The organism is Flavobacterium noncentrifugens, assembly GCF_900100375.1.
Lineage (GTDB): Bacteria > Bacteroidota > Bacteroidia > Flavobacteriales > Flavobacteriaceae > Flavobacterium > Flavobacterium noncentrifugens.
In genome coordinates, this window is the sequence record NZ_FNEZ01000001.1 from 1,034,549 (window position 1) to 1,047,287 (window position 12,739).

At 43.0% G+C, this 12,739-nt stretch carries 10 protein-coding genes; 7 read left to right on the forward strand and 3 right to left on the reverse strand.

The window, feature by feature from the left end:
* Positions 1-22 precede the first annotated feature (22 nt).
* From BLS32_RS04610 to BLS32_RS04620, 3 genes are all read left to right on the forward strand, one after another.
* Entirely contained in the window at positions 23-1,597 is a 1,575-nt protein-coding gene (locus BLS32_RS04610; protein ID WP_091392280.1) for a G-D-S-L family lipolytic protein, read from the forward strand.
* A gap of 242 nt (positions 1,598-1,839) precedes the next feature.
* A complete protein-coding gene (gene atpD / locus BLS32_RS04615; RefSeq protein WP_091392282.1) occupies positions 1,840-3,351 on the forward strand; it encodes a F0F1 ATP synthase subunit beta in 1,512 nt (503 codons plus the stop codon).
* Between the two features lie 69 nt (positions 3,352-3,420).
* Entirely contained in the window at positions 3,421-3,702 is a 282-nt protein-coding gene (locus BLS32_RS04620; RefSeq protein ID WP_091392453.1) for a F0F1 ATP synthase subunit delta/epsilon, read from the forward strand.
* Positions 3,703-3,854: 152 nt separating this feature from the next.
* Here BLS32_RS04620 and BLS32_RS04625 read toward each other — a convergent pair whose 3' ends face one another.
* The 3 genes from BLS32_RS04625 to BLS32_RS04635 all read right to left on the reverse strand — a co-directional run bounded on the left by BLS32_RS04625 (position 3,855) and on the right by BLS32_RS04635 (position 8,017).
* A complete protein-coding gene (locus BLS32_RS04625) occupies positions 3,855-4,064 on the reverse strand; it encodes a helix-turn-helix domain-containing protein (RefSeq protein WP_091392284.1) in 210 nt (69 codons plus the stop codon).
* A gap of 3 nt (positions 4,065-4,067) precedes the next feature.
* Positions 4,068-4,583 (reverse strand): DUF2975 domain-containing protein, encoded by a 516-nt coding sequence (locus BLS32_RS04630; RefSeq protein WP_139171688.1) that lies wholly within the window; start codon positions 4,581-4,583, stop codon positions 4,068-4,070.
* A 140-nt stretch (positions 4,584-4,723) separates the two neighbouring features.
* The gene (locus tag BLS32_RS04635) at positions 4,724-8,017 is read right to left on the reverse strand and encodes a zinc-dependent metalloprotease (RefSeq protein WP_091392288.1); all 3,294 of its coding nucleotides are present in this window, start codon (positions 8,015-8,017) and stop codon (positions 4,724-4,726) included.
* A 189-nt stretch (positions 8,018-8,206) separates the two neighbouring features.
* Between BLS32_RS04635 and BLS32_RS04640 the strand changes: the two genes are divergently transcribed.
* From BLS32_RS04640 to BLS32_RS04655, 4 genes are all read left to right on the forward strand, one after another.
* On the forward strand, positions 8,207-9,385 hold the full coding sequence (locus BLS32_RS04640; RefSeq protein ID WP_371860015.1) for an aminotransferase class I/II-fold pyridoxal phosphate-dependent enzyme: 1,179 nt from the start codon (positions 8,207-8,209) through the stop codon (positions 9,383-9,385).
* A gap of 148 nt (positions 9,386-9,533) precedes the next feature.
* A complete protein-coding gene (gene bioD / locus BLS32_RS04645; RefSeq protein WP_091392457.1) occupies positions 9,534-10,157 on the forward strand; it encodes a dethiobiotin synthase in 624 nt (207 codons plus the stop codon).
* A gap of 2 nt (positions 10,158-10,159) precedes the next feature.
* Positions 10,160-11,434: an adenosylmethionine--8-amino-7-oxononanoate transaminase gene (bioA, locus tag BLS32_RS04650; protein WP_091392290.1), complete on the forward strand. Its 1,275-nt coding sequence runs from the start codon at positions 10,160-10,162 to the stop codon at positions 11,432-11,434.
* Between the two features lie 119 nt (positions 11,435-11,553).
* Positions 11,554-12,711 carry a beta-ketoacyl synthase N-terminal-like domain-containing protein gene (locus BLS32_RS04655; RefSeq protein ID WP_091392292.1) on the forward strand — a complete coding sequence of 386 codons (1,158 nt, stop codon included), beginning with the start codon at positions 11,554-11,556 and terminating at the stop codon, positions 12,709-12,711.
* The last annotated feature ends 28 nt before the right edge of the window (positions 12,712-12,739 follow it).

A 12,739-nucleotide genomic window follows, 5' to 3' on the forward strand; every position in this document is an offset into this window, starting at 1 on the left:
TTAATAAAAATTATACAGAATCATGATAAAAAATTTCAAATGGTTGTTACTGGTTTCTTTAACCTTTGCAGCATGTAATAGTGATGATGATGAAAGCCTGGTTGCCGCAGACGTTCCAGTCGTAGCCGGATCAGCAGATTTTTCCAAATATGTGGCTTTAGGAAATTCCCTTACTGCCGGATTTAGTGACAATGCGTTGTTCATCAAAGGACAGCAAGGTTCTTACACCAATATACTCGCGCAGCAATTTGCGGTGGTTGGCGGTGGCGAATTTAAAATTCCGCTGATGAATGACAATATTGGAGGCCTGCTTTTTGGAGGTGCTGCAAATCCGAGGTTCGGTCCGAGGCTTACCTTTAATGGTGTAGGTCCGGTTCCTGTTTCGGGAACGCCTACTACTGATGTGATTTTAGGGCATTTAACCGGTCCGTTTAACAATATGGGTGTTCCCGGTGCAAAAAGCTTTCATTTATTGGCTCCCGGATATGGAAATCCGGCCGGACTTGCAGCTTCGCCTGCGACAGCAAATCCATATTTTGTGCGTTTTGCATCAAGCAACGGAACTTCTGTTTTGGCAGATGCCATGGCGCAAAGCCCGACTTTCTTTTCTCTTTGGATTGGAAACAACGATGTTTTGGGATATGCTACTGCTGGCGGTGTCACAACGGCCCAGGATCCCGTAAACGGAGGAGACATTACTCCGCCAACAGGTGCGCCTGGAGTAGGTTTTGACGGAACTTATGCGGCTTTGGTTACAACCTTGACATCAAACGGTGCTAAAGGCGTTGTTGCAAATATTCCTTATGTAAATACGGTACCTTTTTTTACAACCGTTCCTGTCAATCCTTTGACGTCTAAAGTCTTGGGAAGTGGCAACGTTGCGGTAGGAGAAGCAACGATAGATCAATTGAATTCATTGCTCTACGGACCTTTGAAACAGGCGCTGACTGCATTTGGCGCTGGCGATCGTTTGGAATTGCTGTCAAAAACAGGAGGCAATCCACTTTTAATTAAAGACGAGTCGCTTACAGATTTGTCTGCACAGCTTACGGCAGCGTTCACCCCAAGTTTGGGTGCGCCAACCGCTGCTTTCTACGGACAGGTTTTCGGACAGGCCAGACAAGCAAAAAAGACAGCTGATCCTGCAACTACCGACTTCATTTTGTTGACGACACAATCCGTGATAGGAACTGCTCCGGCAGGAATTCCGGCACCTTTGAACAAATTCGGGATCACTTATCCGCTTCAGGACAAGCACGTTTTGGTTCCATCTGAAATCCTAGAATTAAAAACAGCAACTGATTCATACAACGTTACGATCAAAGGCTTGGCAGACCAGAAAGGCCTTGCTTTTGTGGATGCAAATGCCGTGTTAAGCCAGGTTTTCAATGGAGGAATCCGTTTTGGAAACTACCAGCTGACTTCAGCATTCGTAACCGGAGGCGCTTTCTCTCTTGACGGGGTTCACCCAAGCCCAAGAGGTTACGCTTTGATCGCAAATAAATTCATGGAAGCCATCAACGCCAAATACGGTTCTACTTTCAGGCCGGTTGATTTGGGATTGTATCCAATACAATATCCTGCAATATTAAATTAAAGAGTAGTATTCAGAAAAAAAAGCCATCCGTTTTTGGGTGGCTTTTTTGTTTTATAGCGTGATTTCGTCTGAATAAAATCCAATAACAAACAATACTGCAAAATTTCAATAATTTTTCATTCAAATGTTGTTGATTTTATATTTTAAAAAATTATCTTTGCACTCTGAAAAAGAGGTCGTTTTTAGAATTTCTGTCAAGGCCTTTCACAAACCTAAATAGCTATTTAATAAATACATAAGCAATGTCAAAAGTAATAGGAAAAGTTGCGCAAATCATCGGTCCGGTAGTAGACGTGGTTTTCAACGGTAAGGATGTTGAACTTCCAAAAATTTATGATTCATTAGAAATCACTAAAAAAGACGGTACTTTATTGGTACTTGAAGTACAAACACACATCGGTGAAAACACAGTTCGTACCATCTCGATGGATTCTACTGACGGTTTGAGCAGGGGTTATGAAGTGGTTGCAACAGGAAATCCAATCAAAATGCCAATCGGTGCAGACATTTACGGACGTTTATTCAACGTAATCGGAGATGCCATCGACGGTTTGGGAGATTTGCCTAAAACAGGTGACGCAGGTGTTTCAATCCACCGCCAGGCGCCAAGATTCGAAGATTTATCAACCTCATCAGAAGTTTTATTCACAGGGATTAAAGTAATCGACCTGATCGAGCCTTATTCAAAAGGAGGAAAAATCGGATTGTTCGGTGGAGCCGGTGTTGGTAAAACCGTATTGATCCAGGAGTTGATCAACAATATTGCAAAAGGACACGGTGGACTTTCGGTATTCGCAGGAGTAGGGGAAAGAACGCGTGAAGGAAATGATTTGCTTCGCGAGATGCTTGAGTCGGGGATTATCAAATACGGCGACGCTTTCATGCATTCTATGGAAGAAGGCGGATGGGATTTGTCTAAAGTAGATAAAATGGGGATGCGCGATTCAAAAGCGACTTTCGTATTCGGACAAATGAACGAGCCACCTGGAGCACGTGCACGTGTGGCACTTTCAGGATTGTCTATCGCTGAATATTTCCGTGATGGAGCAGGTTCAGATCAAGGAAAAGACGTATTGTTCTTCGTAGACAACATCTTCCGTTTTACACAAGCGGGTTCTGAGGTTTCTGCACTTTTAGGACGTATGCCTTCCGCGGTAGGGTACCAACCGACATTAGCAACAGAAATGGGTGCGATGCAAGAGCGTATCACCTCAACAAATAAAGGATCTATTACATCGGTACAGGCGGTTTACGTTCCTGCGGATGACTTAACAGATCCGGCTCCGGCAACGACATTTGCCCACTTGGATGCAACAACCGTATTGTCTCGTAAAATTGCCGAGCTCGGAATTTATCCTGCGGTAGATCCACTGGATTCTACTTCAAGGATTTTGACGCCGCAAATTCTTGGTGACGAGCACTACGACTGCGCACAACGCGTCAAAGAAATCCTTCAGAAATACAAACAATTGCAGGATATCATCGCGATTCTTGGTATGGAAGAACTTTCTGAAGAAGACAAACTTTCGGTTTCAAGAGCACGTCGTGTACAACGTTTCCTTTCTCAGCCGTTCCACGTAGCAGAGCAGTTTACAGGAATCCCAGGCGTTTTAGTTGATATCAAAGATACCATCAAAGGATTCAACATGATCATCGACGGAGAATTGGATCACCTTCCTGAAGCAGCTTTCAACCTTAAAGGAACTATTGAAGATGCCATCGAAGCAGGACAAAAAATGCTTGCAGAAGCTTAATTAATGGATAATTAACAATTGACAGTTGACAATTATCCATTGTCCATTATCAATTATCAATTGAAAAATATGACTTTAGAAATCGTATCACCGGAAACCACACTATTCTCAGGAGCCGTAACAGCCGTTACTTTTCCTGGCGTTGACGGAAGTTTCCAGATTTTGAACCACCACGCGCCAATCGTTGCGATCCTTAAAGAAGGCGTCATCAAAATTGCCGCCGACCATTTTGAGATCAGCAAAGAAGCCGCTTCGAAGTTTACGAAAGTAGATGAGAAAACCTATACGGTTGCGATCAATTCTGGCACAGTCGAAATGAATGACAACAAAATCATTGTTTTAGCCGACTAAAGCAAACCCAATTTATATTAGAAACGCCTCGAATCTTCGGGGCGTTTCTTTTGGGAAGCTATTCCGGCTATCCGCTCTATATTTCGCTGCGTTGCACTCCGCGAAAGGATGCCGCTGCTATCCGGGCTAAAGGCGTGTGGGTTTCAAAATGTTTATTTTTCAGCAATATATTCGATAATGTCTCCAGGCTGGCATTCCAACACTTTGCAGATCGCTTCCAATGTCGAAAATCGGATCGCTTTAGCCTTTCCAGTCTTTAGTATGGAAAGATTTGCAGTAGTAATGCCGATGCGCTCGGCAAGTTCATTGGAGCGCATTTTTCGTCTAGCCAGCATCACATCAAGATTTAAAACGATTGGCATAATCTAAATCGTAAGTTCGTTTTCATCATTAATTATTTTCGCTTCATTAAAAATGTAACTCAAAATAATGAAAAACAAAGATATGATAATTGAAAACGCTATCGACTCCGGACTGATACTACTTATCTTTAGATGGATAGTTGCGCTATTCAAAATACCATACGCATAACCGGGTACCTGAATTAGAATTGGCGATGCCAACATCGAAACACCAATAATTCTAAGAGTTTTTACAGATAAATCAGTGAAAAATTCTTTTCTAATAAACATATCGATGAGCTTTTTCAACTGGTAAATTGAATAGATGAAAAAACCATAACCAGTTGCCATTAATAAAATCACAATTGTAAGAACCGCATCGACATGATTGATTTCCTGTCCATGTATTGTAACGTTCATTTTCGACATATTTCCGGTCATTAAACCCATAAGTAAGCCAAGCACGCTAATGACCATGATACAAATTGAGAATACGATAACGACATTCAGGATCGTTTGAAATTGTTTAATTTTTTTCATTTTTATTTTTTTTTGGTTTCTCAAATATATATAATAATTATCGATAAACAATAAAAAAATATTTAAAAGCAATTAGTATTGTCTGCCAAAAACAAAAAAACCTCCGGAACTCCGAAGGTTTTTAGGTAAATTATTTTTTGTTATTCCACAACAATCTTTCTCGTTTCTTTCTTATCGCCATTGGTAACCGTGACCAAATAAATTCCAGCCGAGGCTTTCAAAGCAACATTTTCATTAAATAAAGAAGTTTTCTGGAAAGATTTTGATAAGATTTGTCTTCCGCGAATGTCAAAAACCGCCACATCAATCTTATCGGCAGCATTGCTGTCAAACTGAATGTTGAACGCGCCATGATTCGGGTTCGGAGAAATCACAAAATTCCGGATCGCATTTTCAGCAATTCCCAAAGCCGGGCCAACGGCGCAAAAATTCAAACTCCAGCCCACCAATGATCCGCCGTCGCCGGTATAATTGTCCTTAATTCTCAAAATCCAGTTTCCTGCAGCATTTTCGCCATTAAAAGCAGCAAGCAATTGTGTAGCCTGAACCGTTCCTTCAATCGCCGGATTATTCGAACAAACCACCGCAATTCCTGCGTCATCAAAGGTTGCATTCACATTATTGGCGTCGTCACAAGCCGAATTAAATAAAATCACCTGCGTTCCTGCCGGACTGATCAACGTTGCAGTCAAATCGCCTACGTAAGTGTGCGTCATGTTCATCGTTAAATTCACATCCGAAATCACGCCGCTTGTTGTCACATTCAGATTAGAGTTTACTGTTGGTGATCCGTTTGCCGAAATGGGCTGTGCGGCATTTGGAGAAACGATAGTCGTACAGTTCTGCTGCCCGGTTTTAAATTCAAATGGCGTGGTATAGACGCCAAAACACGACACGTTTTTTGGAAGTATTCTCCAGTAATAAGTCGTCAATTCTGCCAGTCCCGAAACTGAAAACGAAGTCGTATTCGTTGTTCCCGAAGCGATCACATTCGTAAAAGCCTCATCCGCCGCCACCTCAACATCATAAAAAGTCGCATTTTCATTGGCTTCCCAACCTAAATTCAAAGTCGTTCCCTGGCTTTGTGCTTCGTTAGCCGGAGTGGTCAAAACGGTATTTCCAAAATCGGCATTGAACAATTCAAGGTAATAATTGATGGTTTTTACCGTAGTTCCTGAAGTTGCGGTAACCACTAAAGTATAAAATCCCGGAGCCGTCGCTTCGGTCGTATTGATCTGTAAAGTTACTGTTCCATCTGCATTCAGTGGACTCGGTGTAACCACAACCGTGCTTCCTTCCGGCGCTCCGGTTACAGTAAATGCGGTTGCTCCTGTAAATCCGTAAGTTTTATAATCAAATGTATACGAAACATCTGAACCGGTACAAATCGTTTTGTTCTGATGGCCCGCAACTCCCGTAAACGCTGGTGCAAAAGTAGCTTCGGGTGCGACAATCGTGAAATTGGCATTCGATGCATCAAAGAAAATATTTTCAAAAGCACGAACAATTACACGGTTTTGCGTTCCCGCAATATTCGGAACCGTTACCAGTTCAGAGCCATCATTTGGCACTTTACTAGCTAATAAAATAGGGAAATCGGTTCCACCATTTGTTGACAGGTAAATATCGACAAACTTTGCATTCACGCCATTTGCGTCGGTTCCGGCCACATTCCACGTTACGGTTTCAATTGTACCCGCTGTCCAGGTCACGTTTGTATTTGGTGCCGTCATCAAAAATGGGCCTGCGTTTCCGCTTACGGTAACTTTCATCAAATCGGAAGCAGTCTGGCCGCCGCCTGCTTTATTGTCGCGGACCGTCAAAGAAAAATTCAAATTTCTTGAAACGGACGGACAAACTTCCCAGGTATTTGAAGTATTTCCAGCCAGGATCGTTGCCAATGCCGGCATGTATCGCACCGGAGTTGTTTTCGCCGAAAGCGAACGAAACATTGGCCCGGCCGCACGCGTCGCAGTTGGCGCTGCAGTCGTATTCGGATTTTCAGGGTCGTTTTGTTCCCAGTTGTACGTAAGCGCATCGCCATCTGGATCAGATCCGGTTCCCGCGAGTACAAAAGGGGTAGATTTTGGAATTACATAATCGGCTCCGGCATTCGCTGTCGGAGCATTATTTGAAAGCGGCGTAATCTGAGCGCAAAATGAACTCACGCCCGATTTTACATTCGCCAGAATATCACGGATGTTTACGTAACCAAAATAAGCATCGCTATTGTTTTGCACGTTTGCCGGACAAATTCCTGCATAACCCATAATGGATGAACCCGAACCCGGCTCGACTTCTGTAAAACCACTTCCGGAACGGCAGCCAGAACTGCTCTGGATGTGGAATCCGCCAAACTGGTGGCCCATTTCATGTGCGACATAATCAATGTCAAAAGCATCGCCTGTTGGGTTTGATCTTCCCGTCATTCCTGTTCCTTTGTGCGTGCCTTGCGGATTGCTGTCCGGACTGCAAACACAACCGATACAGCCCGCATTTCCACCGCCTGAAGTATTGAAATTGTGTCCGATGTCATAATTTTCGAAACCAATATTGGCATCGATCGTCACTCCGGTTTGCACATTGTATTCTCCGCTCCACGGATCTGCAGACGTACTTCCATAATAAATGACCGCATCATTATTGGCCACAAAAACCATCGTAATGGCAAGGTCATTTTCATAAACGCCATTTACGCGCGTCATTGTAACCGCCATTTGTGCCTGGATGTTGGCTTTCTTTTCAAGATCGGTTCCTGTCCCGGCGAAAATATTTCCGTATTCTGCGGTACATGATTGTGCCAAACGATAGGTTCGCAGTTTTTTGTCGTCGGTGTTTAAAGCCTTATCTGCATTGGCTTTGCGGTCTTTTTCAAGCGTTGGCAAATGGGCTTCGCTACTCGTCAAACACGTAAAATCATTCGGAACTGCACCAAGCGACGCTTTGTCGTAAACGATGTAATTTTTTTTATCTGATGTGTACGGATCGATAAAAACCGTGCTTTTGTCGCCCGATAAAACCATGCTGTGCAATCCGAATTGCGTTACAGAAAAACGTGCAACGGCCGTTGGATCTTCAATTCCCTGCGCTGCATAAGATTTGATCATTGGGAATTTGGCTGCAAGTGCAGTTTCCATAATCGGCGTTTCTACTACGCGGTAATGCTCGATTTTTCCTGAAGCATTTGGAAGTTCGATGATCAGGTTTGATTTCCCCTGTAAATTTCCTCTTAAAGGGGCGCCCGATAAAGCATTTTTGAAAGCCTGAAGGTCGAGGCTGAAGATATTTGATTGTTGCGGAATAGTGTTTCGGCGTGTTTTTTCAGCAGATTTTAAATCTATTTCTTTGACAGTTTTCCATAACGACTGCGATTGGGAATAGCCCATAGAAATCGTACAAAAAACCACAAAAAGCAATTGTAGGTTTTTTTTCATTGTTGTAGTAGTTTAAAGTAATTTTAGTTAATTCAAAGATAAACCCCAGAAAATTCAAAAACTACTCAATTTTGGAAAAGAATGTTAAAGTTTATTCAGTTATTAATATCAATTCTCATTTTAATAATTTACCCTTGCAAACCCGTTTAATCCTGACACTTTTGCTAATTTTGATTTTTATACGATTGGATGGCTCCAATTTTAAAACCTTTAGCATTCCAATTCATGAATTCTTTTCCTGAAAAACTTACCGAAAAAATCGAAACCCGAAAACAGCAAAACGCTTTGCGCCAACTTCCGGTGTGCAACAACCTGATCGATTTTTCGTCGAATGATTACATTGGCTTTGCCAAATCGGAAGCATTGTTTCATGAAACGCACCATTATCTGATCGAAAACGGATTTGTGCAAAATGGCGCAACCGGATCAAGATTAATCTCAGGAAACCATTTGCTTTATGCCGAAGCCGAAAATTTCATTGCGCAGTTTCACCAATCGGAAACGGCACTGATTTTTAATTCTGGTTACGATGTGAATGTGGGATTTTTCAGTTCTGTTCCGCAGCGCAACGACCTGATTTTATTTGATGAACTGGCGCACGCCTCGATTCGCGACGGCATCAAAATGAGCCATGCCAAATCGTATAAATTTGAGCACAACGACCTTGAGAATCTTGAAAGCCTGATTGTAAAATACCAATCGGCAGGAAATGAAATCTACATTGCCACCGAATCGGTTTTTTCAATGGATGGCGATTCGCCCGACCTGGAAAAACTCGCCACACTTTCCGAAAAATACCATTGCCGACTTGTCATTGACGAAGCACATGCATTGGGTGTTTTTGGAAATCAGGGCGAAGGTTTGATCCAGGAACTGCAATTGCAGGAAAAGGTTTTTGCGCGAATGATGACTTTCGGAAAAGGATTGGGCTGCCATGGCGCTGCGGTTTTAGGATCGGTTGAACTGAAAGATTTCCTCGTAAATTTTGCCCGAAGTTTTATTTATACCACAGGTTTGCCGCCACATTCGGTTGCCTCGATTTTAATCGCCTACAAACAATTGGTAAAAGAAAATACTGCGACAGAACAGTTGCGCGACAATATTTTGTTTTTCAGCCAGCAAAAGAATAGCCTGGGCTTAAAGCCGATTTTTGTCAGGAATAAATCGGCGATCCAATCAGCGATCATTCCCGGAAATGAAAAAGTTAAAAACATCGCATCTGCATTGCAATTGCATGGATTTGACGTTAAAGCAATTCTTTCGCCAACTGTTCCCGAAGGGCAGGAAAGATTGCGGATTTGCCTGCACGGTTACAATACGCAGGGACAAATTTCAAATTTGCTTCAAACGCTGCTTCAAAGCCTTTGAAGATTTGTAAGCCCATTTAACAGATTTTATAAGGTTTGGCATTAGAATGTCCAAAATTATTATCAAACCGAACATGCTTTTGCAAAGCCGGTTTTGTTTCGGCCAATGTTACAATTCTTGTTTATCTTTGTGTGGAAAGCAACATTATATGAAAATTTTCATCACAGGAATTTCGACCGATGTCGGCAAAACAATAACCTCTGCGATTGTCACCGAAGCACTCGAAGCCGATTACTGGAAGCCCATCCAGGCGGGCGATTTAGACCAATCCGACAGCCATAAAATCAAAAGTTACCTCAGCAATTTAAAAACAAAAATCCATCCGAACAGTTATGCACTGAATACGCCTGCAAGTCCGCACCTAGCAGCAGAAATTGACGGAATTGTGATTGATATCCAAAAAATTACCGAACCCGAAACCCAAAACCATCTCGTCATTGAAGGTGCCGGAGGCTTATTCGTTCCGTTAAACAAAACCGAAACCATCGCCGATCTGATCAAGCCTGATTATAAAGTGATCGTTGTTTCACGGCATTACCTCGGCAGCATCAACCACACTTTACTAACAATCGAAGCCTTGCAGCACCGGAATATCAAAGTCGCCGGAATTATTTTTTCAGGCGATGAAAATCCGGCTACCGAAAGTTTAATCCTCAATAAAACCGGCGTTAAAATGATCGGTAGGATTCAAGAAGAACCGTATTTCGATAAAAATGTCATCGCAGAATATGCCGATTTGTTCCGCGAAAAACTGTTGAATTTAGACCAATAAAAATGACAACATTACAGGAAAAAGACCAGAAATACCTTTGGCATCCATACACCCAGCACAAAACTGCCGCCATTCCGATTGCCATTTCAAGAGGCGAAGGCGCATTGCTTTGGGATGAAAACAATAAAGAATACATCGATGCGATCGCGTCATGGTGGGTGAATCCGTTTGGGCACAGTAATAAGTTTATTGCCGACGCGATTTACAAACAGCTCACGACTTTAGAGCACGTTTTGTTTGGTGGATTTACGCACGAACCGGCGATTCAGGTTGCAGAAAAACTCATGCAAATCTTGCCTGAAAACCAAAAGAAAATTTTCTTTTCAGACAACGGTTCGACCGCAGTAGAAGTCGCGATCAAAGTCGCTTTACAATATTTTTACAACAAAGGCGAAACGCGAAAAACAATTATTGCATTTGAAGATGCATTTCACGGCGATACATTTGCGGCAATGGCAGCAAGCGGAATCTCATTTTACACACAAGCTTTCCAAGGCATGTTTATCGATGTCGTGCGGATTCCGGTTCCGGTGAAAGGGCAGGAGCAAGCGAGTTTCGACGCCTTGGAACAACTCATCAAAAACCACAATTGCGCCGGATTTATTTTCGAGCCGTTGGTTTTGGGTGCAGCCGGAATGGTCATGTACGAACCAGAAGCTTTAAACGAACTAATGTCCATTTGCAAAAAAAATAACATTTTAACGATTGCTGATGAAGTCATGACCGGATTCGGGAAAACCGGAAAAACATTTGCCTGCGATTATTTGAATGTGGAACCTGATATGATGTGCCTTTCAAAAGCCCTGACCGGCGGCACGATCCCAATGGCAATTACGACATTTACCCAGGAATTGTTCGACGGATTCTACAGCGATGATATCAACAAAGCATTATTTCACGGCCATACTTTCACCGCAAATCCAACGGGTTGCGCGGCGGCTTTGGCAAGCATAGAATTGCTTCAAACGGATGCAATGCAGCAAAATATTGAGCGCATCAATCAAAGCCATTTAAAGTTTGAATCGGAAATTAAAAAGCATCCAAGAGTGACGACAACGCGCGTGCTTGGTGTGATTTTCGCGCTCGAGATCCAATCTGAAAATGAAGAAAGTTACTACGGAACGATGCGCAACAAACTCTATAATTTCTTTATCAAAAACGGCGTTATTATGCGGCCTGTAGGCAACATCATTTACATTTTGCCGCCTTACATCATGACAAACGCACAGCTTGTGAAAGTTTATGAAGTCATTACAAAAGCGCTCGAAATAGTTTAATTTTGCAGCTGTTCCTGCTATCTGTTGCAATCTTTTTGGCCCGCTAAAGAAGCGGAACCAAAAAGGATTTCCACGACTATCAGGGCTGGGCAGTTTCCTAACAACAACATTCAATCAAATTGCAAGATATCATTTCCATAACCGCCATAGCATCGGTGTCGCCATTGGGCAGCAGCGATGAAACCATCTGGGACAATTACCAGAACGGCGGGCATTGCTTTACCGAACACGAATTCAACGGAAAAAAAGCGTTTGCGGCCTTTCTCGATGAAACTTCCAAACAAAAAGTTGCGGAAGTAAAACAATCGGATCACAAATACAAATCACTTGACAACTCCGTCTTGTATGCAATTTCCACTTCGCGCGAAGCGATCCGTAAAGCAGGCTGGAAAAAAACCGATATTTTCGGGATCAATCTGGGTTCGTCCCGCGGCGCTACTGATTTGTTCGAAAAGCATTTCACCGATTTTATCGAAACCGGAAAAGCGCAAACATTGGCTTCGCCAACAACCACACTCGGGAATATTTCGTCGTGGGTGGCGCATGACCTGCAAAGCTCCGGCCCGGAAGTATCGCATTCGATCACGTGCTCGACCGCATTACATGCAATGCTGAATGGAATCGCGTGGCTTCGTGCCGGAATGTCGGATAAATTTCTTGTAGGCGGAAGCGAAGCGCCATTAACTGATTTTACGATTGCGCAAATGCAGGCGATGAAAATTTACGCCAGGGAAAGCCAGGAGTTTCCGTGCCGCGCTTTTGACCTTGATAAAAAACAAAATACCATGATTTTGGGTGAAGCGGCTTCGGTTTGTTGCCTTGAAATCGGGAAGAAAGCAAATGCGCTGGCATTTATTGAAGGGTTCGGTTATGCAACTGAAATTTTGGAACACAGCACATCCATATCTGCGGAAGCCGATTGTTTCCAGAAATCCATGGCAATGGCATTGCAAAACACCAAACTTTCGGAAGTCGATGTGGTTGTGATGCACGCGCCGGGAACGATCAAAGGCGACGCATCCGAATACCATGCGATCCGAAAAATCTTCGGTGAAGCACTTCCGTTGCTTACAACGAACAAATGGAAAGTTGGGCATACTTTTGGCGCTTCGGGATTGCTGAGTGTAGAACTTGCCGTTTTGATGCTGCAACGTCAAAAATTCGTCGGCGTACCATTCGCGAAAGCGCAACAATCAGAAAAACCAATTCGGAAAATATTGATCAATGCCGTTGGATTTGGCGGAAACGCCGTCAGCATTTTAATTTCTAAAGCATAAAAAAACCCGCTTCCTTAATGAAAGCGGG